The sequence below is a fragment of the Geodermatophilus sp. TF02-6 genome, from assembly GCF_003319115.1.
Lineage (GTDB): Bacteria > Actinomycetota > Actinomycetes > Mycobacteriales > Geodermatophilaceae > Geodermatophilus.
In genome coordinates this window covers 21639-42745 of sequence record NZ_QOHF01000028.1, presented here as the reverse complement: position 1 = coordinate 42745, position 21107 = coordinate 21639, and the positions used below count along the sequence as shown (strand labels likewise).

The window sequence follows — 21107 nt, the reverse complement described above, 5'->3', positions numbered from 1 at the left end:
CATCCGTCGCTCCTCCGTCGACGCGCCGTCGCGCCCGTCGCCCACCAGGTCAGGGGCTCCTCTGCCCACCTCCGCATGGTCACACCTCGGCAGGGCCGGAACGGGAGCTACTCACGCGTAGGTTTCGCGACGACGGCAGCCTCCCCGTCCCGGTGGCCTCCCGACCGCCGACCCGGGACGGCGGTGGACCGGTTCGGTCGAGGTCGGGGGGCATAGGGTCCCCTGCCTCCGCTGCACTGACGTTCCTCCGAGGGAGGCCCGATGGACTGGATCTCGATGCGACGGCGGGTGGCGCGGACCAGGTTGGCGCCCGCGGTGGCCCTACCCGTCCGAGCGGCCTCGGTGGCCGGCTACGACGCGCAGCTCCTCGCCAGGTCGGCCCGGTGGCTCGCCCGGTCACGTGAGCACACCAACTACACCTACGACCTGACCGACCGGAACCTCGGACACCTGGCCTGGTGGGTCTCGGTGGTCACGGACACCCCGGTCGCCGAGGCGCGGGCCCACATCGCCGAGGCCCGAGAGGACGGCGACCTGCGCGAGCACGTGCGGGAGGCGACCCTGCGCAGCAGCCGGCGCGGTCTCGCCGACCCGACGGCGCGGCTCGGTCGGCGGTTGGGGTGGTACGCGATCGCCCGTGCCGTCAAGCCCGACCGGATCGTGGAGACCGGCACCGACAAGGGGCTCGGCTCGGTCCTCCTCGCGTCGGCTCTGCTCCGCAACGGTCGTGGGAGGCTCACCACGGTCGACGTGAACCCCGACAGCGGTTACCTGATCGCCGGCAGGTACGCCGAGGTCGTGGACCGGGTCGTCGGGGACTCGGTCGCCGTTCTGGGTTCCTCGGCCGAGCCCGTCGACGTGTTCCTCCACGACAGCCTGCACACGTGGGAGTACGAGACCGCCGAGTTGGCGGCGGTGGACCCGCGACTGAGCCGGCGGGCGGTGGTCCTGTCGGACAACTCGCACGTGACCGACGCCCTGAGCGCCTGGGCCGAGAAGACCGGTCGGCAGTTCCTGTTCTTCCGCGAGGAGCCCGCGGACCACTGGTACCCGGGGGACGGGATCGGCGCGGCGTCGTGGCCGAGGAACGACCCGCCGTCGCGCTGACCGCTCCGCGGCTCCGCAGCAGGGCACCTCGGGCGCCGGCGGCAGCGCGCGACCGTGACCGCAGCGCGCACCGATGCGGACACCTTGCGCAGTGCCCGCCGTCGAGACGGGACTGTCGGTGTGTCCGCGGTGCCGCAGCGTCGCGTTCCGCGAGCGATCCCGGGCCGGGGGAGACGAAAGTCACCCACGGCGGCCTCGGCGCTCCTAGGGTCCGCATCTCGTCTCGACGGAGCAGACGCAGGAGGCGACGAGATGGCACGAATCCTCGTGACGGGTGCGGGTGGCTTCATCGGAGGTGCCCTGGCAGCAGCGCTGGCCGAAGAGGGTCACACGCTCCGGTGCGTCGACCGCAAGCCGGTGGACGAGTGGTACCAGGTGCAGCCGGGCGCGGAGAACGTGGTGGCCGACCTGCAGGGCATCGAGGCCTGTCGCGCGGCGGTGCGCGGCACGGAGCAGGTCTACAACCTCGCCGCGGACATGGGCGGCATGGGGTTCATCGAGAACAACAAGGCCCTGTGCATGCTCTCCGTGCTCACCAGCACGCACATGCTCGTGGCGGCTCGGGACGAGGGCGTCGAACGCTTCTTCTACTCCTCCTCCGCCTGCGTCTACGCCGCGGACAAGCAGACCGACGTCGACGTCACCGCCCTGCGCGAGGAGGACGCCTACCCCGCCATGGCCGAGGACGGCTACGGGTGGGAGAAGCTGTTCACCGAGCGCATGTGCCGCCACTTCTACGAGGACTTCGGCCTCGAGACGCGCGTCGCGCGGTACCACAACGTCTACGGGCCCCACGGCACGTTCGAAGGCGGTCGGGAGAAGGCGCCGGCCGCGCTCGCCCGCAAGATCGCCGTGGCGGCCCTCACCGGCGAGGACGTCATCGAGGTCTGGGGTGACGGTGAGCAGACGCGCAGCTTCATGTACATCGACGACTGCGTCCGCGGAACCCGGATGATCGCCGACGGGCCCTACGGCTCGCCGGTGAACCTGGGCTCCAGCGAACTGGTGTCGATCAACCAGATGGTGTCGGTGCTCGAGGAGATCGCCGGGGTCCGGGTGAGGCGCCGCCACGACCTCAGCGCTCCGCAGGGGGTCCGCGGCCGCAACAGCGACAACACCCTCATCCTGGAGCGGTACGGGTGGGAGCCCACGACGTCCCTCCGCGCCGGGCTGGAGTCGACGTACCGCTGGATCCACGACCAGGTGGCCGCCCGCCAGCGGCCGGTCGTCGGCGCGGTCCGCTGACGCGTTCCCGGTGATCGACCGCGACGACCGGGCGGAGCCGGGACCGGAGGGTGGGCAGACGGGGTGACCGAGCCGGTGTGGGTCGTCACGGGTGGGTCGGGCTTCATCGGCACCAACCTCGTGGGAGCACTGCTGGCGCAGGGACGCAGCGTCCTCAACCTCGACCGACGCGAGCCGAGGGTCGACAGCCAGCTCTCGTCGTGGCGGCGGTGCGACCTCCTCGCCGAGGGCGCTGCCGAGGCCGCGCTCGCCGATCTCCCGGCCTACGTGCTGGTCCACCTGGCGGCACGGACGGACACGCGGTCGCGCAGCGTCGAGGACTACGCGGACAACCACGTGGCCACGGCCCGCCTGCTCGACGCGGTGCACGGCACCCGGATCGTCCACGCGATCATCACCTCGACGCAGTACGTCATCAGACCGGGCGTCCTCGTCGAGGACCTGCAGCGGTACGACCCCCACACGGCGTACGGCGCCAGCAAGGTCCTCGTCGAGCGCCTGGTGCGCAGCCGGGGGGACGCCCTCCCGTGGACGATCATCCGTCCCACGAACGTGTGGGGGCCGTGGCACCCGACGTTCCCCACGGAGCTGTGGCGCTACGTGGCCGAGGGCCTGTACCGGAACCCGCGTCAGGGCCCCGTGCACCGGGCCTACGGATGGGTGGGCACCGTGGTCGAGCAGGTGGAGGGCCTGGTGGCCCGGCGGGATCGGGCCCTGGGAGGGACGTACTACGTCGGTGACCCGCCCGTCCCCATGCAGGACTGGGTGGACGAGTTCTCCCTGGCCCTGCGGGGGACGCCGGCCCGGGACGCCCCCCGGGAGCTGTTCGTCGCGGCGGCCAAGGTCGGCGACGTGCTGGCCAGGCTGGGGGTGAGGGCGCCGATGACCACGTCCCGGTGGCGGAGCATGACCACCAGCGACCTGGTCCCCATGCAACCGACCTTCGACCTGCTGGGCCTGCCGTCCGTCGACTGGCGCGACGGTGTGCGGGAGACCGTCGAGTGGCTGCGGTGGTTCGACGGTGCCGAGCAGCGGGCCTGACCGTTCCCGTCCGGTCGTGGTGCTCCTCGACCCCGCGGGGGACCGCTACGGAGCCAGCAGGTTCACCGCCGCGCTGGCCGAGGAGGTGGCGCGGCAGGGCGCCTGTGCCGAGATCTGGGTCCCGTTCGACCACGGTATCGGCACGCTGGTGCGTTCTCCGTCGGTCAGCGTGCGCATCGCACCGGTGCCGGTCCTCCGGCGGGGCGACTGGCGGGGGGCGCGCCGAGCCGCGGCCACGGCCACCAGGATGGCGGCCGACGCGCTCAGGGTGGTCCGCCTGGTCCGGGCGATGCGCGACCGGGTCGCCGTCGTGCACGCCGTGACCCTGGCCAGCGTGGCCGGCCCGCTGGTGGCGAGGACGGCCGGTGTCCCCCTGCACTGGAGCGTGCACGAGACCGTGCGCAGCGCCCGCGAGCGCGACGTCTTCCGCGTTCTGCTCGCCGGGGCGGACCGGCTCTACGCCTGCTCGTCGTACGTCGCCGGGCAGTTCCCGACGCTCCCGATGACGGTGGCGCACACGGGCACCCACCTGGTCGACGGTGAGCTCCCGGCGTCGAGCGAGCCGATGAGCACTGGTGCGGCCCCGTGCGTCGTCTGCGTCGGGCGGGTCAACCACTGGAAGGGGCAGGACGTCCTCCTGGAGGCGCTCGCGGCCCTGGCGGCAGGAGGGGTCTCCTTCACCTGCCGCCTGGTCGGCAGCGCGTTCCCGGGTGATGAGCACCTCGTCGCCCGGTTGCACGAGCAGGTCGCGGCTGCGGGGTTGACCGACCGGGTCTGCTTCGACGGGGAGGTGGACGACGCCCGCGAGGCGATGGCCTCGGCGGACGTCGTGGTGGTCCCCTCCAAGGTCCCCGAACCCTTCGGCAAGGTGGTCGTCGAGGCCATGGCCGTGGGCCGACCGGTCGTCGCGACGACCCCCGGCGGGCCGGCCGAGGTCATCCGCTCCGGAGTCGACGGCGTGTTGGTCCCGACGGGCGACGTCCCCGCCCTCACGGCGGCGCTCCGGGACCTGCTCCAGGACCCGGCGGCCGCTCGTCGGCTCGGCCGAGCGGCCGCCGAGCGGGCGCGGCTGTTCTCCGAGGCGGCGGCCGTGCGCGCGGTCGCCGCCGACCTGCTGACGAGCAGGGGTCCGGGATAGCTCAGGCGGGGATGCCGCCCGCGCCCGTGGACGGTGGTGGAGCGCCCGGCCTCCGGTGCTCCTGCGGGTCGGTGTGCTCCGCTGCGGACCGGCCGACCCGCTCGCGGTGCAGGCCGGCCGGAGGGGCCTTGCGCGGCCGCACGGCCGGGAGGGGGAGGCGCAGGTCCGGCAGCACCTGCTCGCGTCTGCGGAGAGCGTGCAGCAGCCGGGCCACCCGGTCCAGGGGCGTCGGGGGCTCGACCCCGTACCCGTAGGAGGCCGTCTCGGGCCGACCCGGGATCACGGTGAGGATCACCCCCATGAGGCGACCACCCACCCGCTCGATGGTGGTCGCGCTCCGCCGCAGCTGCTCGCCGGTGACCTCGCCCCACCGGGCGCAGAGCAGCACCCCGTCGACCAGGCCGGCCAGGGCGGCCGCGTCCGTCACCGGGAGGAGGGGTGGGGCGTCGATGAGGACGACGTCCCGGTCGGCCGCGAGCTGCCGGAGGACCTCGGCCATGGCGACGGAGGAGAGCAGCTCGCTGGGGTTGGGCGGGATGGGCCCGCCGGTGAGGACCTGCACGGCGCCCCCGTCCAGCGACTGCAGGACCTGCGGCAACGGTGCCGCCCCGATGAGGACCGTGGTCAGGCCGGTGCCACCGGGGAGGCCCAGGTGGTCGTCGAGCCGTGGCCTGCGGAGGTCGCCGTCGACCACGGTGACCGCGTTGCCCGACTCCGCCAGGACCGTCGCGAGGTTGACCGTGACCGTCGTCTTGCCCTCACCCGGCACCGAACTGGTCACCAGGATCGACCGCGGTGGATCGTCCACGTCGAGGAAGTTGAGGTTCGTCCGCAGGTGGCGGAACGCCTCCGCGGTCAGCGTCGTGCTGCGTGGGGGCAGCAGCTGCCTCCGGGCCAGCCCGTCGTCCTTGGGGACGTGGCCCACGACGGGCGCCCCGCCGGCGGCGCTCGAGGCGGTGGCGTCGTCCTTCACGGTCGTGTCCAGGCGGTACCGGAGGACGGCGACGACCGCGGCCAGCAGCAGGCCCACGGCGGCTCCGACGGCGGTGTTGACGGCCAGCCGGGGCGAGCTCGGCGCGTCGGGCAGCACCGGTGCTCCGATGACGTCGACCCGCACCGGGGAGACGTTCGTCCCCGGAGGTGTCTCCAGGGACTGCACGAAGCTCTGGAAGTTCTGGTCGACCGACTGCACCTCGGCGAGCGCGCGCTGCGCGGACGGCGCGGTGACACTGACGTCGAGGACGGTCGTCTCGGGCTGGAGCGAGACGTCGATCCGGGCGAGGAGGTCCTCCGGCTCCTCGTCCAGCGACAGGTCGCGGATGACGGCGGAGGCGAGGTCCCGGCTGGTGAGCACCGCTTCGTAGGAGGCGATCCGCTGTGCGGCGAACTGGCCGGCCTGCGCCGCTGTCGCCGGGTCACCCGTCACCCTGCTCGACACGAGCAGCTGGCTGTTCGCCGTGTACTGCTCGGGCAGCAGCGCGCTCACCACGCCGGCGACACACCCGCCGAGCAGGAGACCGAGGACCAGCAGGACACCGCTGGCGCGGACGGCACGCGCGTAGTCACGGATGTCCACGTCGCCTCCTTCCCGCTTCCCGGCGCCGTCCGCGAGAGCATGAGGGCTCCGGGCCGTCTGGTCCACCACGAACGGCGCGGCTGGCTGCTCTCCCGGCCCGGGGACCCGCGTCAGGTCACGGGCTCGGCTGCCGGGGATCCGGTGGGGGATCCGGTGTCGGAGAGGTCGGCGCGCCCACGCGGTCACCGGTCCCGCGGCGGAGGAGGTCGGCGCTGGTCACGCCGGCGAACCTCAGCAGCCCGATCGTGTACCGCCGCCAGAGTCGGGACGGCTCCGACAGCAGGCGGAAGAGCCATTCGAGGGTGAGGCGCTGGACCCAGACGGGCGCCTCGGGGCGGGTTCCGGCCAGGAAGTCGAAGGCCGCACCCACCGCGATGGCCGGCCGCCTCACCGTGGCGGCCAGTCGAGCGGCCTCGACGTCCTGACGAGGTGTTCCCAACCCGACCCAGACGATGTCGGCACCGCTGTGCCGGATGCGCGCGTCCTGGGCGGCGACCTCCGCCGCCGTGAGCGGACGGAAGGGAGGGGAGTCTGCTCCCGCGATCCGCGCACCCGGGAAACGGACGCTGATCACCCGCTGCAGGGCGTCGAGGGTCTGGGGGGTCCCCCCCAGCAGGTAGTGGCTGACGGGCGTGTCCTGGCTCTCGTCGAGGACCCGCGCGAAGAGCCCCGGTCCGCGCACGTGGCGGGGGGCGGTCCGACAGCCGGAGCGGCGGCTCAGCCAGCCCAGGAGCCAGGCCACCGGTCTGCCGTCGGCCAGGTTCACGCCGGGGCTGCGCAACAGGTCCGCGTACGCCCCACCGTCGCGCATCAGCGAGATGGTGTGGGTGTTGACCAGTCGCCAGGGGACCGCCGCCGGCGGCCGGTCCGCGGCCAGGAGCGTGCGGCACGCCTCGCCCTGGTCCCAGTGCGGGAACGGCATCCCGACCAGCGTCGTCGTGGTGGTCTCGTCTCCCACGTGTCCCCCTCCCGCCGGAGAGCCCCCGCTGTGCCCGTCCTCGAGCCCTGGGTGGACGAGGACCCGATGTGACGAGGACCCGATGTGACGAGGACCCGATGGACGAGGACCCAATGTATGGATCGGCCGCCGCCGTCAGGGCAGGATGCGTCCCGCCTCCTCGCCGAGGAGGTCCAGCGGGGCCCGTCAGCCGCGCCTGTCCCGCTGCCCGCCCAGAGCGGAGGTCGTCGATGCCCCCCGGTGATCCGGGCTCCCTCTCGATCGTCACGCCGACCTACCAGAGCGGACCCTTCCTCGGCCGCGCGCTCGCCAGCGTCCGGGGCCGAGGCGTGCAGCACGTCGTGATGGACGGCGGTTCCTCGGACGGCACGGTCGCCCTGCTCGAGGCCGAACCGGCCGTCACCTGGCGGTCGGAGCCGGACCGGGGGCAGTCCCACGCGCTCAACAAGGCGCTCACCGAGGCCACCGGCACCTGGATCGGCTGGCTCAACGCCGACGAGTTCTACCTACCGGGCGTCCTGGAGTGGGTCCAGGAGCGGCTGCGGGCCGATGACGTCGACGTGCTGTTCGGCGACTTCGCCGAGGTCGACACCGAGGGTCGGCTGCTGCGCCTGGTGACCAACCACCGCTACTCCCCGTCGATCCTGCGCCGGGTCAACTGCTACCTGCCCACGTGCGCCACCTTCATCCGCCGCGAGTCCCTGGTGCGCGTCGGCGGCCTGCGGGAGGACCTGCGCACGATCATGGACTGGGACCTGTGGCTCCGCCTGGACCGGGCCGGTGCCCGGTTCGGCTACGAACCGGTCGTGTTCGCCGGGTTCACCCGGCACCCCGGGCAGGTGACCGAGCGGCTCGCGGAGCGCTCCCGGCAGGAGAAGGCCTGCATGCGGGCCGACTTCGGCATCGTCAACCCGCTCTGGCGCCACCACCTCTCCCGCGCCCACCGGGTGGCGCTGAAGACGGTCAACGGCAGCTATCGGCGTCAACTGCGGGCGCAGGGGCTGCGCGGTACGCCGCTGGGCTCGGTCGGTGACCCGCTGCGGGTCGCGGCAGCGGCCCGCCTCAACCCGCAGGTGCCGGTCGCGCCGGAGGACGCCGGGTGACAGCGCTGTCGGCAGCGGGGTGACCGCGCCAAGGGAGCGGAGCTGATGCGGCAGGGCGCCGTGCCGGCGCCGTGGGCCGGAGGTGCCCTGTGGCGGGTGTCGTGCGGACTGTCGGACCAGGCAGCCGCCAGCCTGACGACCCTCTGCCTGTCCATCGGCGTCCTGCGCGGTGGCGCCGCGGGAGCCGTGGACTTCGCCGTCGTCTTCCTGATCCACACGCTCGCGGTCGGGCTCAGCCGCAGCCTCACCAGTGAGCCGGTGGCGCAGGAGCTGCCCGGCACGTCCCTGGACCGGGTTCGGGCGCGGGTTCGTGCCGCATCGGTCACCGGCCTGGGGTTCGGCGTGGTCTCAGCGCTCGTCTCGGCCGTCTTCGTGCGCCCGGAGACCTCGGTCGGGCTGTGCAGCCTGGCCTTCACCGTGCTGGTCGTGCCCACGGACTCGATCCGTTCGATGTGGACCGGCGCCGGACGCGCCCCCCGGGCCGCACCGATCAGCACCGCCCAACTCCTCGCCGCCGCCGCCGGCCTGGTCATCGCGGTGCTGGGGGGCTCGCCGGCGTGGGGTCTGGTCCTGACGGCAGCGGTCAGCCTCGTCGCCGTCGTCCTCTCGCTGGGCAGAGGTCCCCGGCCCGGCAGGAGCGAGCTGCGCCCGGCGCACTGGTACTACGCAGCCGAGTGGTTCCTGACCTCCGGACTGGCGCAGTCCACCGGCCTCGTCGTGGCGGCGTTCGGCCTCCCCCTGATCCCGCTCCTGCTGCGGGCCCAGGGAGTCGTCTTCGGTCCCGTCACGACGCTGACCACCGCGGTGGCGCTCCTCGTGCTGCCGGAGCTGGTGGCGCACCGGAGCCGGTGGTCGAGCCTCGTGCCGGCGGCGCTGGGCATCTCCGCACTGCTCGTCGTGCTGTCGGCGGGGTACGCGATCGCGGTGGGGCTCCTGCCGGCCTCGGTGCTGCGCGCGGCCCTGGGCGGCACGGCGCCCGCCTTCGCCACGGTCCTGCTGCCGTGTGCGGTCTCCCTGGTGACGGCGTGCGTGCTCTGGGGGCCGATGATCGCCCTCCGTGCTCTGGGCGCGGCGCGCGCCTCCCTGGTGGCCCGCATCGTGATCGGCGTCCTGAGCTTCGCGCTGCCTCTCGCGGGCGCGCTGCTCGCCGGTGTGCAGGGCTTCTTCTGGAGCACTGCCGTGGCCTCCGTGCTCTCGGGGGTGTGCGCGGTCGCGGTGCTGCAGTGGGTCGAGTCGCGGAAGGGGCGTCGGGTCGCGCCCCGGGCGGTGGACGTCGCATCCGGGACCGTGCCGTGACCGCCGGGCGCTCGGGGCTCGACACGGTCACCGGTTCCCTGCCGCCGGCCGGACAGGCGGGACGGCGCGGCCGGCGGAGCCGGCGGACCGCGGTCCTCGTCACCGCGTGTTCGGCATCGCTGGCCGGCGGTGCGGTCGCCGTCCCGTCCGCTCGGCCGGCGGCGCTCGGCGTGGTCGTCGCGCTGGCCGCGATCCCGTTCGCGCGACGGCTCGTCGAGGGTGCCGCCTGGTGCCTGCCACCGTTGGTCGGCGTCACCTTCCTGCTCGCCGACACGTCCGGTCGCTCGCTGGCGACCGGCCCCGTCCGGTACCTCGCCACGGTGGTGGTCCTCGCGACCATCCTGGCCGTCGGCGTCCGGCGGGACGCCCGCAGCGCGGCGTTGCGGTCGGTGGCCGCAGTGCTGGTCGTCTACGGCATCCTCGGCACCCTCTACGGTCGGCTGGTCCTCGGCACGGTCGACGGGGCGTTGCCGCTCATCGGCCCGATGGTGATCGCCTGCCTCCCACCGGTCAGGAACTGGTCCGCCACGGCGTGCTGGCGCTCCGGGCTCCGCGTCCTGAGCGTGGCGTGCAGCCTCTTCGCGGTGGGTTCGGGGCTCTCCCGGCTCGGTGTCCTGCCCGCGGCGCAGATCGACGTGCTCAACCACGAGAAGGCGTACCTCGTCGTGCTGGGCGTCACCGCTGCACTCGCCGCCCGGGACCGCGTGCTCGTGCCGCTGTCCCTGGCCGCGACGGTGTTCGCGTTCGTGACCTACTCGGCGGCCACGTACCTGGTCGCTGCGGCAGCCGCGGCGGGCACGGTCGCCCTCGCCGGCTGGGCTCCCGGGCTCGTCTGCCGGGTCGGCCTGGCCGCGGCCGTGGCGATCGGCACGGTGATCGCCGTCCTCCACGTCGACGAGCTGATCGGGGTCTTCGACGAGTACTTCCGGCTGGTCGGCAAGACCGACAACGGCGCCACCCGCGAGGCCCTGTACCGGACCGCCCTGGGCCGGCTGCACGATCCGGTCCTGTCCGACCTCTTCACCCGCGAGACCACGGTGGTGGGCAAGCTCGCCGGGACCGACGTCGTCGTCCCGGTGCACAACGACTACCTGGCCGTCACCCTCGGCGGGGGTGTCGTGGCATCCGCCCTGCTGTTGGGCGTCTTCCTGCTGGCCAACGGTCTGGCGCTGCGCACCGTGCGCGGGCCCGCCGGCGTGTGGCAGCGCCGCACCGTGGTCGTGCTGCTGGCGGCGGTCAACGGGGCCGCGGTGAGCGCCTTCGCCAACCCGGTGTTCATGAACCCCGGCGCCAGCGCGGTCACGTTCGCGGTCCTCGCCGCCCTCGTGGCGGCCTGCCGACCGGAGTCACCCGCACCGGAGGACCGGGGTGACGCTGCCGCCCGGGTGCGGACCCTCACGAGTCGCGCGGGAGGACGGGAGCGCCGGGACCCTGCAGGAGGACGGGGGTCATCGTGACGTCGACAGAGCGTCCCGCGTCGATGGCGCGGGTCGTCCCCTCGACGGTGCGGTAGGTGGTGTACGGCTCGGGGACGTCCCAGGAGGTGACCCGCGACGGGTCGTCGGTCGCGGCCCACACGACGAGCCCTCGGTAGCCGCCGCTGCGGGTGAGCTGGCACTGGTACACGCCGCGGTGTGCCACACAGGGGTGGAGGGTCGCGCCGGTCAGCCAGTCGTGCACCTGCTGGTAGGCGACACCGGGTTCTTGGAGCTGCTGCGTCGTGGCGTTGAACAGCATCCCCCACTGCGGCTGCCCGTCGTAGCCGTCCCAGAGGTACCAGAAGGAGCGGGCGATCCCGCTCGAGGCGCTGAGGACGAGGTGCCTGGCCAGCCAGGCCGACTGCAGGTCCTGGGTGACGCCGAACGGCGAGCTCGCGGTACCCCAGCTGTGCTCGGTGTCCCAGAGGGGCCTGCCGGCGAGGTGGGGGTGGCGGGCGAGGACGCCTCGGATGTCGTCGACCAGCGGGACGAGGGCTTCCGGTTCGGCGGGGAGGTAGCCGTGGAACGCGACGACGTCGGTCACCGTCACTCCGCCGGACCCGAGGTAGGCGTCCAGCCACCGATGGGCGTGCGTCCCCTGTGGGGACGGCGAGAGGACGACGTTCCGCGGGTCCGCCCCCTTGATGATCGGATACGCGGTCCGGGCCATCTCGACCATGTGCCTCGTGGTCCCGCTCCAGAAGTTCTCCGCGTTCGGTTCGTTCCAGAGCTCCCAGTACCGCACGAGGCCCGCGTACCGCGTGGTGATGGCCGTGACGAACGCCCGCCACGAGGCCTCGGTGGGCGCGTAGCACGACCCAGCGCCGTAGGCGCACCCCGTGCCCAGGGGATCGGTCGACGCCCATCCCGGGGTGTCGCCGAACGTGTACACGACGTCGATCCCCCGCCGAGCTGCCTCGGCGACGACGGTGTCGAGGTCGGCCCAGTCGTAGACCCCCGGAGCAGGGTTCAGCGCAGCCCACGTGACGGACGGGTACTGGCCCCACACACGCAGGGTCGCGAAGCTGGCCGTCGGCCATGCTTGGAGGCTGACCGACGAGGTGTGCATCCCGAAGAACGTCGGGGACACGACGACCCCGTCGTCGGGACGGGGCGTCCGATCGACCCTGCCGGCCGTGTACCAGGCCACGTACCAGGCCACGGTCACGGCCAGGAGGCCGGCGACGACCGCGACGACCAGCCACCGACGTGCACCGGGGGATCGGACACGGAGGGCCATGCAGTCTCCCGGGAGGGCTCGGTGACGCGGCCGGTCGACGAGCTCGACCACCGGCATGGTGGGGCTCGACCGCGTCGGATTCCACAGGTTGGCGAGCGGTGCCGGTGCGGCTCCGCCTCGGCCGCCGCGACCGGCGCCCCTCGCATCGACCCGCCTCGTCGACCCGCCTCGTCGTCCTCCCTCGTCGGCCCGCTGCGGAGCGCCGATCGGCATGCCGTCGGTGACCCTGCGTCGACCTCCGGCCCCTCCCTGACACCCGTCCCCTACAGAGGGTCACCGCGATCGGGCGCGAATTCCATGACTGTGACTACCCATCGTGAGGCAGCGCCGAGTTGCTCCGCGACAGGGATTGCAGGTGGTTGACCCACGGTGAGCGGCGATCGAAGGTCCCACCGCCGGAAGGGTCACTCGCCGACGCTCCGGCCAGTCGGTTCCCGGCGAGTGAGGCCGTTTCGGGGGTGTGACCGTGAGAGCCAGCGCCGAGATCCGGGCGCACGGTGGGGATCTGTCGCCGCGGCTCGCTGCTGCGCAGACCGGTGGAGGGCGTCGTCCCGGTTCCCGCCGTACCGGCGGGGTGGGAGAGGGCCCCCAGAGCGGTCCTGGTTGAGCCCTGGTACCCGGGGGTCCGGAGCACCACGGGTGCGCCGGGACAGTCCGCACCACGCCGGGCCACGGCCTGTGCCCGGCTCTCCCACGCTCTGCACCGCTCACCGGCCCGCGCTCCGACAGGGCGCGGGTGCACGCCGAGGAACTGCCGCAATGAGGCACGACATGATCACCCACGCCGTCACCGGCTCCCCGCCCCGGCGGCCCACAGGTGCCGCACCCACGGGTGGGCACGCCGACCGCCACCACCGGTCGTGCTCCGGTCGCCGCCCCGGGGTCCGCCCCCGGCTCGTCCGCGACGGGGACGACTGAGATGAGCGACACCTTCGAGGAGCGGCTGTACGACGTCCTGACCATGAGGACCGGCTACTCACCTCACCTCGTGGCCGCGGACGACGACCTCGGCGTCCGGCGTCTGGCGCAACTGCGCCCCGTGCCGCCATCGGTCAGGCCGCCGGCGATCGCCGGAGCGGCGGACCCCGCGCCCGGTCGGCCGGTCTACGACCCCTACGGCGCCCGGCGACGGCGCTCACCGGAATGGCTGATCAACTACACCGCCGCTCTCGTCATGGGGGACGTCATCGCCGCCGTGGCGGCGGCCTGCCTCACCGTCGCGCTCACCGGCCCGGTGTCGGTGCGTGGCCAGTGGCTCGCTGCCGCGGGTGCGCTGGCCTGGCCGGTGTTGCTCATGCTCCTGGGCACCTTCGCCGAACGGCGGCACGGGACCGGCGCCGACGAGTACCGCCGGGTCGGCATCGCAGGGGTCATCGCGACCGCGGTCGCCGCCTACGCCGCGCACTTCCCCGCCCTCGCCGGGGTGCACGACCTCCTGCTCCTCGGGGTCCCGACGGCGACCGTGCTCACCCTGGTCAGCCGAGTCCTGAGCAGGTGGCGCCTGCACGCCGCACGGCGGCGCGGGCACATGACCAAACAGGTGGTGCTGGTCGGTCGCGACGTCGCCGTCCTCGACCTCGTCCGGCGACTGCGCCGCGACCCCACGGCCGGCCTGCAGGTGCTCGGCGCGTGCGTGCCCCGGCCGGGTGACGCCACCGACCTCCGGCACCACGGCATCCCGGTGCTCGGTGGCCTCCACGAGGTGATGCGCGTCCTGGACGACGTCCACGCCGATGCGGTGGTGGTGGCGTCGGCCAGCGAGACGGCCGGCCGCTACCTGCGCGAGCTGGCATGGCAGCTGGAGGGGACCAACATCGAACTCCTCGCCAGTCCGGGGCTGATCGAGGTGGCCCCCAACCGGCTCCAGATCCGACCGACGATCAGCCTCCCGCTCCTGCACGTGAGAGAACCCAGGTTCCGAGGTCACCGGCACCTCGTGAAGACCGCACTGGACCGGCTGGCTGCGACGGTGTTGCTCCTGCTCGGTGCTCCGCTGTTCCTGGCGCTGGTGGTGGCCATCCGGGTCACCAGCCGCGGACCGGCCTTCTACCGGCAGCGCCGCATCGGCAAGCGCGGCAGACCCTTCGACATGCTGAAGTTCCGGAGCATGGTCGTCGATGCGGAGAGCGCGCTCGACAGCCTGCTGGTGTTCAACGAGGGCAACGCCGTGCTGTTCAAGATGCGCCGTGACCCGCGGGTGACCGCGGTGGGCCGGTTTCTGCGACGGTACTCGCTCGACGAGCTCCCACAGTTGATCAACATCCTCAAGGGCGACATGTCCTTCGTCGGCCCACGGCCCGCCCTGGCGCGGGAGGTGACCCGGTACGGGGCGGACATGCAACGCCGGCTGCTGGTCAAACCTGGTCTCACCGGGCTGTGGCAGGTCAGCGGGCGCTCCAACCTGAGCTGGGACGAGGCCGTCGAGCTCGACATCCGGTACGTCGAGAACTGGTCGCTCGGCCTCGACCTCGTCATCCTCCTGCGGACGGTCCGGGCGGTCCTGCGCAGTCATGGCGCGTACTGATGCGTGCCGCTCCCGTCGGCCGGCGGCGCCTGGCCCTGATCGGTCACCTGCACTGGTTCCGCTGGGCGGGCGAGGACCCGTTCAGCAACGCGAGCTGCTACGCCTGCCGCTGCGGCGTCGTCCGCCCGGGCCTCTGAGCCGGCCCGTCCGGCGGTAGAGGCCTCGGTCGAGGGCGACGGCGACCTCGGAGTCGCTGTTCTCACCGGGTCGTCGGAGCCGAGTCCGGACCAGCGGGCCGTCGCGGAGGACCGACGTCCGCCGCGCCACCTCGCCCGTGGCCGAGGACGACGTCGCCGGTGGGGACCACGTCGCCGGTGGGGACGACGTCGCCGGTGGGGCTACGGCAGCCGGCGAGCCCCATCGGGGGAGCCGGGTGGAGAGCGGCTGCGCCGAACCCCTACCGTCCGAGGTCGACCTGTCCCGTCGTCGTGGAGCTGCCGTGGAGATCTCCGTCGTCGGTTGTGGGTATCTCGGTGCGGTGCACGCGGCGGCGATGACCGAACTGGGTCACGAGGTGGTCGGCGTCGACGTGGACGAGGCGAAGGTCGCCGCGTTGAGCGGTGCGCGAGCGCCGTTCTACGAGCCGGGTTTCGAGGCCCTCCTGCAGCGCACCCTGGCCACGGGGCGGTTGCGGTTCACCACCGACGTGACCGAGGCGGCCGGGGCGCAGGTGCACTTCGTGTGCGTCGGGACGCCGCAGAAGTACGGCGAGTACGCCGCCGACCTGCGCTACGTCGAGGCCGCGGTGGAGTCCCTGCTGGGGGTGCTCGAGCCCGGGGAGCTGGTGGTGGGCAAGTCGACGGTGCCGGTGGGCACCGCCGCCCGGCTGGCCGAGCTGGTGGGGGAGAAGGTGCCCGGCGCGCTGCTGGCGTGGAACCCGGAGTTCCTGCGGGAGGGGTTCGCCGTCCAGGACACCCTGTGCCCCGACCGGCTGGTCTACGGCCTGCCCGCCGGCCCGGACGCCGTGACCGCACAGCGGCTGCTGGACGAGGTGTACGCGCCCGTCGTGGCCCGCGGCACGCCGAAGGTGGTCACCGACCACGCCACCGCCGAGATGGTCAAGACGGCGGCCAACTCCTTCCTGGCCACCAAGATCTCCTTCATCAATGCCATGGCCGAGCTGTGCGAGGCCACCGGCGCGGACGTCGTGCTGCTGGCCGATGCGATCGGTCACGACGAGCGGATCGGCCGGCGCTTCCTCAACGCCGGGCTGGGCTTCGGCGGTGGCTGCCTGCCCAAGGACATCCGCGCCTTCATGGCCCGCGCCGGCGAACTCGGGGCCGACCAGGCCCTGACGTTCCTCAAGGAGGTGGATGCGATCAACATGCGCCGGCGCACCCGCATGGTGGAGCTGGCCCGCGAGGTCTGCGACGGGTCGCTGCTGGGCCGGCGGATCGCGGTGCTGGGGGCGGCGTTCAAGCCCGACAGCGACGACATCCGCGACAGCCCGGCGCTCAACGTGGCCGCGCAGCTGCAGCTGCAGGGTGCGGTGGTGCGGGTCACCGACCCCGCGGCGGTCGCCAACGCACGCCGGTCGTGGCCGCAGCTGGACTACGCCGACACGCCGGAGGAGGCCGCGGCCGGTGCCGACGCCGTCCTGCTGCTCACCGAGTGGAGCCAGTACCGAGCCCTCGACCCGCACGCCTTCGGCCGGGTCGTGGCGCAGAAGCGGGTGCTCGACGGGCGCAACGCCCTCGACCGGGACGGCTGGACCGCCGCCGGCTGGACCTACCGGGCGCTGGGCCGCCGCGCCGGCTGACCTCCGTTGGTCAGAGCCCCTGCACCGCCCGCGGCGCAGCCGTCCACGTCACCCGAGCGGCCGGGTCACCTCCGACGCCGCGCGCCGCCGTCCGATCCGCAGCACAGCCACGGCCGCGGCCCCCGCCAGGGCGGCGAGGTAGGCAGAGTAGGGCACGAGGACCCCGGTGGTGGCCGCAGGCCAGAACAGAGGGACGCCCGGCCCCGTGGCGAGGTCGCGGCCGAGGTGCAGCACGACCCCGAGCGCCAGCCCGGACAGCGGCAGGCGCCACCGGGGAGCAAGGCGGGAGAAGAGCAAGAGGACCAGCACGGAGGTCAGGGAGTGGGTCCCGGGCCGGCCGAGGCCCGCGCCGACGCCCCACAGGTAGAGGGGGATGTGGTCGAGGTCGATGGCGACGGCGCCCAGCAGCGCCCACGGGACGAGGATCCGCAGGCGGTTGGGCGGGAGCGCCGCGAGGAACAACCCGGCGGTCAGCAGATGCGCCGACTCGTCCAGCGCCCCCTCGACCGCCAGCGGCCAGGGGCGGGTGGCGAGGACGGCGTCGATCGCTGGGACCGCGGCCAGGGCGGCGAGGACCAGCAGCACACGGACGGCCGGCTGCCTGCTCCAGCGGTCGAGACGTCGTCCGACGGCGACGGAATGCGGAACGATCGGGTCCTCCGGGACGACGTGTGCTGACGGACGGCTCCGTCACCCATGATGCCCGCCCTCCCGAGAACGCCGCGGTCCTCAATGAGACGAGCCCTGCAGCGCCGCATCCAGGCAGGCCGCCAGCTCGCCGGTGTGCTCGCCGCTGAGCAGGACGTGGTGCGAGCCGGGGACGTCGAGCACCTCGAGGTTCGGGGCCTGCCGGCGCCAGAGGTGGAGCAGGTTGGCGATCACCGGCACCCGGAACCGGGCCCGGAAGTAGGTGACCGGCCCGTCGTAGGGCCCCCACTCGTAGGTGTTGAACACCCGGTAGGCGGCCGCGAACGTCCGGGCCTCCTCGTCCGGCGGCGCGACGTCGCGTCCGAAGCGACGTCGCAGCACACCGACGACGGTGTCCTCGACCATCCCGGGCACCAGCAGCGCGATCCACCAGGCGAGGGTGCGCAGCGCTCGATGGGTCCGGGAGAGCCGGCGGAACGGGGGCTCGGTGTCCAGCAGGCCGAGGAACGTCACCGAGCGGCCGGCCGCGGTGAGCTGCCGCGCCATCTCGTAGGCTACCAGACCACCGAAGGAGTACCCGGCCAGGCGGATGTCACCGTCGGGCACCGTCTCCTGGACCGTGGCCACCAGCGCCGTGGCGATGTCCACGATGGTGACGCCTTCGCGGGCAGCGATCTCCGGGTCCGACGTCAGGCCGTAGACCGGCGCCGGGGTCTGCAGGGCGTCGACCAGCGAGCGGTAGATGTCGACGTCGCCGAGGTAGCCGTGCACCAGGAACAGCGGGGCCACCCCTGGCCGGCCGGGACGGAGCACCTCGACCGGCGAGGTCTGCGTGGCTCCGGCCGCCACCGCGCCGGTGACCCCCTTGATCGACGGGTCGACGAGGAAGTCCTCCAGCAGCAGCGGCCGGTGCAGCTCCATGCGCAGCCGCCGCATCAGCGTCATCGTCTGGCGCGAGGTACCGCCGGCGTCGAAGAAGTCGACGTCGTCGGGCACGGGCGCTCCGAGTGCCTCGGCGAACACTCGGGAGACGACGGCGTGCACGTCGTCGCCCTCCTCCGGGGGTACGGCGGCCCCCTCGGCGTGCCGCACGGCGGCCGCGGCGATCGACTCGAGGGATCCGGGGTTCTTCAGCGCCGCCACGTTGCGGACCGCTTCGCCGTCGAGCACGGCGCGCGCGGCGCTCTCCGAACGCTTGCCGTTGTGCGTCAGCGGGATCTCGTCGACCGCCAGGATCAGCGAGGGCACGTGGGCCGGCGACCCCTCCCTGCGCAGCGTGGCCCGGATCCGCCGGCTCAGCTCGTCGTCGAGCTCGACGCTCTTCTGCAGCACGACCAGCAGGGCCAGGCGGCTGCTGCCGGGCGCGGCCGGATCGCGGGTCTCGACCGCGATCGCGTCGGCCACCCCCGGCACCGTGCGCACGATGGTGTAGATCTCCGATGGACCGATCCGGATGCCGTTGATGTTCAGGACGCCGTCCGAGCGGCCATACAGCCGGGAGGAGCCGTCCGGGTCGATCTCGATGCGGTCGCCGTGCGTCCACGTGCCGGGGTGCCGGGCGAAGTAGGCGACCCGGAACCGCTCGCCGTCAGGGTCCTGCAGGAAGCGGACGGGGCGGGAGGGGAACGGGTTGCGGCAGACCAGCTCGCCGACCTCGCCGAGGACCGGTCGCCCCTCGTCGTCCAGGGCGGCCACGTCGAGGCCCAGGCTGATCGACTGACACCGCCCCGGCCGCACCGGGACCTCCGGGTGGCCGAGCACGAAGCAGCCGACGATGTCGGTGCCCCCGGAGACGGACTGGACCGGCACCGGCGCCACGTGCTCGCCGACCCAGGCGAACTGCCAGTCGTGCAGCACCGCGCCGGTGGACAGGACGGCCCGGACCGCGCTCAGGTTGACGGCGTCCTTCGGCGAGTAGCCCTCGTCCTGGCACAGCTGCAGGTAGGCCGGGCTGGTGCCGAAGACGGTGACCCCGTGCCGGGCCACGAGGTGCCACAGCGTCTCCGGCCCGGTGACCGGGCCGTCGTAGACGACGACGTGCGCGCCGACGGAGAGCGCCGACAGCTGCCAGTTCCACATCATCCAGGCCGTGGTGGTGTGGAAGTAGAGCGTGTCACCCGGGCGGAGGTCGCCGTGCAGCCGGTGCTCCTTGACATGCTCCAGCAGCGAGCCGCCCGCCCCGTGCACCATCGCCTTCGGGGGCCCGGTCGTCCCGGACGAGAACAGCACCCACAGCGGAGCGTCGAACGGCTGCCGCGGCCACTCCGGCCCGGGGTCGTCGGCGGGCACGGCCGCGACCAGGTCGGCCAGGCGGGACACCTCGAAGCCCGGCAGCGCCGGCAGCGGCAGGTCGTCGAGCAACAGCACCCGCCGGACGGTGGGTAGGCCCGCCAGCAGCTCGGCCAGCTTCTCGTCGGCGGCCCGGCCGTCGCCACCCATACCCGCACGGTCGATGACCGCGGTGGCCGCACCGACCTGGCCGAACCGGCCGAGCAGCGTGCTGACGCCCATGTCCGGGGTGGCGGTGGACAGCGCCGCTCCGAGCCCGGCCACGGCGAGCGCGGCGACGGCGACCCGGGCGTTGTTGGCCGCGACCGCGGCCACCGTGTCCCCGGCCCGGACGCCTGCCGTGGCCAGGGCCCGCGAGGTCCGGCGGACCGCCTGGCGCAGCTCTGCCCGGGTGAGCCGCTCGACCGAGCCGTCGCCGTGCACGGAGGTCAGCGCCGGCGCGGCGTCGTCGACGCCGGGCAGCGGGCGGAGCAGGTTCTCGGCGTAGTTGAGCCGGACGTCCGGGAAGAAGCGGGCGGCCCACACGTCGTCGCTGGTACTGACCGTCTGCGCCGAGCCCTCCCAGGCCAGGTCCGACCAGTCGAGGAAGGTGCGCCAGAAGTCCCGGTACGCGGCCACCGACCAGGCGTGCAGCGCGGGCGCGGTGGTGAGCCGGCGACCGGCCAGCGCTTCGCAGCGGCCCCGGAAGTCGGCGATCTGGGGCGGCTGCTCCTTGCCCGGAGGCCCGCCCCGGGCGGCGTCGAGCATGGTCATCCACAACCTCCAGGCGACAGCGCGACGGGATCGACGAGGTCCGGGTCGACCGGGACCCCGGCGGCCAGGCTCGCCACGTAGCCGGACGGGACCGGGACCGGCGACAGGTGGAGCGCACCAATCCACCCACGTTCCGTTACCGGTGTCACGACGTCAACGGGTGGCCGGCGGACACCGGTTCCGCGCGCCTTGAGCACGGCCTCCTTCTGCGTCCGCGCCCGCGTGACCACGGCGGGTCGCTCGCCGGCGGACAGCCCGGCGATCCGCGCGAGTTCCTCGTCGGCCAGCCAGCCCTCGCCAGCGGCGGCGCGGACGTCCTCGTCCCGGTGGTGCTGCACGTCGACGCCGACGGGGCAGCCGCGGGTCACCGCCAGCAGCGCGACGTCGCCGCTGGCCGAGCAGGAGAAGCGCAGCCGGTCGCCGGGGAGGAAGGGCCGGCCCCCGTCGGTCCGCAACGGCACGTCGGCCGGCGCCGTCCCCAGGACGCCGCCGAGCACACGGCGCAGGCCGGCGCGGACGAGGATGCGGCGTCTGCGCACGGCCGGCACGCCCTGGTCAGCGCGCGCTCGTTCGGCGTCACTGAGGCAGGCGGCCTCGGCCGCCAGGTCCCACCGCCGGTCGGACAGGTCGAGGGACCGCAGGAGCACCGGCGCGGCCGCGGCGCCGCGGGAGGACGCCGTGCCCGCACCATGCCACCGCTGAACCAGCATCACGCTCCGTACACATAATGTTCCGCCCAGCCCGTGGAACGGCCGAGCCGGCCTCCGATCCCAGTGTGCCAAGTGCGGTGGCCATCCTCCCCGGTGTCACCCAGAGTGACATCCCCTGAAGGAAGGAGGTACCCGCAGGGCGCCGGCGGACGACCCCGCCCGACGGATGTGGACCGGGGGCTGCGGCAGCGCCGTCGAGGCGTCCGGCCCGTGTGTCGGAACACTCTGCACACGGTCGGGTG

The 21107-nt window shown here is 73.6% G+C and carries 16 protein-coding genes; 10 read left to right on the top strand and 6 right to left on the bottom strand.

The genetic code is table 11. The annotated features are described in order from the left end of the window. Nucleotides 1-261 precede the first annotated feature (261 nt). From DQ238_RS19990 to DQ238_RS19975, 4 genes are all read left to right on the top strand, one after another. Nucleotides 262-1107 carry a class I SAM-dependent methyltransferase gene (locus tag DQ238_RS19990; protein ID WP_113783001.1) on the top strand — a complete coding sequence of 282 codons (846 nt, stop codon included), beginning with the start codon at nucleotides 262-264 and terminating at the stop codon, nucleotides 1105-1107. Between the two features lie 252 nt (nucleotides 1108-1359). Then, nucleotides 1360-2352 (top strand): NAD-dependent epimerase/dehydratase family protein, encoded by a 993-nt coding sequence (locus DQ238_RS19985; protein WP_113783000.1) that lies wholly within the window; start codon nucleotides 1360-1362, stop codon nucleotides 2350-2352. 63 nt (nucleotides 2353-2415) lie between these two features. Then, nucleotides 2416-3393 (top strand): NAD(P)-dependent oxidoreductase, encoded by a 978-nt coding sequence (locus tag DQ238_RS22930; RefSeq protein ID WP_158550874.1) that lies wholly within the window; start codon nucleotides 2416-2418, stop codon nucleotides 3391-3393. A gap of 16 nt (nucleotides 3394-3409) precedes the next feature. After that, nucleotides 3410-4531 (top strand): glycosyltransferase family 4 protein, encoded by a 1122-nt coding sequence (locus DQ238_RS19975; RefSeq protein WP_158550872.1) that lies wholly within the window; start codon nucleotides 3410-3412, stop codon nucleotides 4529-4531. A gap of 1 nt (nucleotide 4532) precedes the next feature. On the opposite strand, the gene DQ238_RS19970 is transcribed toward DQ238_RS19975, so the two are convergent. Both DQ238_RS19970 and DQ238_RS19965 read right to left on the bottom strand, forming a co-directional pair. Then, entirely contained in the window at nucleotides 4533-6107 is a 1575-nt protein-coding gene (locus DQ238_RS19970) for a polysaccharide biosynthesis tyrosine autokinase (protein WP_158550870.1), read from the bottom strand. A gap of 115 nt (nucleotides 6108-6222) precedes the next feature. Next, nucleotides 6223-7065 (bottom strand): WecB/TagA/CpsF family glycosyltransferase, encoded by an 843-nt coding sequence (locus DQ238_RS19965; protein WP_113782997.1) that lies wholly within the window; start codon nucleotides 7063-7065, stop codon nucleotides 6223-6225. Nucleotides 7066-7295: 230 nt separating this feature from the next. Between DQ238_RS19965 and DQ238_RS19960 the strand changes: the two genes are divergently transcribed. From DQ238_RS19960 to DQ238_RS19950, 3 genes are read left to right on the top strand one after another with little or no spacing between them, the layout of a single operon-like run. Next, the gene (locus DQ238_RS19960) at nucleotides 7296-8168 is read left to right on the top strand and encodes a glycosyltransferase family 2 protein (protein ID WP_158550869.1); all 873 of its coding nucleotides are present in this window, start codon (nucleotides 7296-7298) and stop codon (nucleotides 8166-8168) included. Nucleotides 8169-8213: 45 nt separating this feature from the next. Further along, nucleotides 8214-9464: a hypothetical protein gene (locus DQ238_RS19955; protein WP_113782995.1), complete on the top strand. Its 1251-nt coding sequence runs from the start codon at nucleotides 8214-8216 to the stop codon at nucleotides 9462-9464. Beyond that, a complete protein-coding gene (locus tag DQ238_RS19950; protein ID WP_113782994.1) occupies nucleotides 9461-10921 on the top strand; it encodes a hypothetical protein in 1461 nt (486 codons plus the stop codon). Before DQ238_RS19955 ends, DQ238_RS19950 begins: the two co-directional genes overlap by 4 nt. Here DQ238_RS19950 and DQ238_RS19945 read toward each other — a convergent pair. Further along, nucleotides 10860-12182 (bottom strand): cellulase family glycosylhydrolase, encoded by a 1323-nt coding sequence (locus DQ238_RS19945; RefSeq protein ID WP_158550867.1) that lies wholly within the window; start codon nucleotides 12180-12182, stop codon nucleotides 10860-10862. The genes DQ238_RS19950 and DQ238_RS19945 overlap by 62 nt on opposite strands. Before the next feature lie 919 nt (nucleotides 12183-13101). On the opposite strand from DQ238_RS19945, the gene DQ238_RS19940 reads away from it, so the two are divergent. The 3 genes from DQ238_RS19940 (at nucleotide 13102) to DQ238_RS19935 (ending at nucleotide 16465) form a co-directional block, all read left to right on the top strand. Further along, nucleotides 13102-14706, top strand: a complete 1605-nt coding sequence (locus tag DQ238_RS19940) for a sugar transferase (protein WP_199506478.1) — start codon at nucleotides 13102-13104, stop codon at nucleotides 14704-14706. Beyond that, complete coding sequence (locus tag DQ238_RS23410) at nucleotides 14706-14843, top strand: hypothetical protein (RefSeq protein WP_199506477.1); 138 nt, start codon at nucleotides 14706-14708, stop codon at nucleotides 14841-14843. Before DQ238_RS19940 ends, DQ238_RS23410 begins: the two co-directional genes overlap by 1 nt. Nucleotides 14844-15145: 302 nt before the next feature. Beyond that, nucleotides 15146-16465: a UDP-glucose/GDP-mannose dehydrogenase family protein gene (locus DQ238_RS19935; RefSeq protein ID WP_113782992.1), complete on the top strand. Its 1320-nt coding sequence runs from the start codon at nucleotides 15146-15148 to the stop codon at nucleotides 16463-16465. A gap of 48 nt (nucleotides 16466-16513) precedes the next feature. Here DQ238_RS19935 and DQ238_RS19930 read toward each other — a convergent pair whose 3' ends face one another. The 3 genes from DQ238_RS19930 to DQ238_RS19920 form a co-directional block, all read right to left on the bottom strand. Beyond that, on the bottom strand, nucleotides 16514-17050 hold the full coding sequence (locus DQ238_RS19930) for a metal-dependent hydrolase (protein ID WP_158550865.1): 537 nt from the start codon (nucleotides 17048-17050) through the stop codon (nucleotides 16514-16516). Nucleotides 17051-17194: 144 nt separating this feature from the next. Next, entirely contained in the window at nucleotides 17195-20155 is a 2961-nt protein-coding gene (locus DQ238_RS19925) for an acetoacetate--CoA ligase (protein WP_233496128.1), read from the bottom strand. Further along, the gene (locus tag DQ238_RS19920) at nucleotides 20152-20865 is read right to left on the bottom strand and encodes a 4'-phosphopantetheinyl transferase superfamily protein (protein ID WP_113782990.1); all 714 of its coding nucleotides are present in this window, start codon (nucleotides 20863-20865) and stop codon (nucleotides 20152-20154) included. The genes DQ238_RS19925 and DQ238_RS19920 overlap by 4 nt, the downstream gene beginning before the upstream one ends. Nucleotides 20866-21107 lie beyond the last annotated feature (242 nt).

What these genes read in the sequence shown, in the direction of transcription:
- DQ238_RS19990 (WP_113783001.1), top strand. Translation starts at nt 262, where the DNA reads ATGGACTGGATCTCGATGCGACGGCGGGTGGCGCGGACCAGGTTGGCG.
- DQ238_RS19985 (WP_113783000.1), top strand. Translation starts at nt 1,360, where the DNA reads ATGGCACGAATCCTCGTGACGGGTGCGGGTGGCTTCATCGGAGGTGCC.
- DQ238_RS19940 (WP_199506478.1), top strand. Translation starts at nt 13,102, where the DNA reads ATGAGCGACACCTTCGAGGAGCGGCTGTACGACGTCCTGACCATGAGG.
- DQ238_RS19955 (WP_113782995.1), top strand. Translation starts at nt 8,214, where the DNA reads ATGCGGCAGGGCGCCGTGCCGGCGCCGTGGGCCGGAGGTGCCCTGTGG.
- DQ238_RS19925 (WP_233496128.1), bottom strand. Translation starts at nt 20,155, where the DNA reads ATGACCATGCTCGACGCCGCCCGGGGCGGGCCTCCGGGCAAGGAGCAG.
- DQ238_RS19920 (WP_113782990.1), bottom strand. Translation starts at nt 20,865, where the DNA reads ATGCTGGTTCAGCGGTGGCATGGTGCGGGCACGGCGTCCTCCCGCGGC.
- DQ238_RS19960 (WP_158550869.1), top strand. Translation starts at nt 7,296, where the DNA reads ATGCCCCCCGGTGATCCGGGCTCCCTCTCGATCGTCACGCCGACCTAC.
- DQ238_RS23410 (WP_199506477.1), top strand. Translation starts at nt 14,706, where the DNA reads ATGCGTGCCGCTCCCGTCGGCCGGCGGCGCCTGGCCCTGATCGGTCAC.
- DQ238_RS19945 (WP_158550867.1), bottom strand. Translation starts at nt 12,182, where the DNA reads ATGGCCCTCCGTGTCCGATCCCCCGGTGCACGTCGGTGGCTGGTCGTC.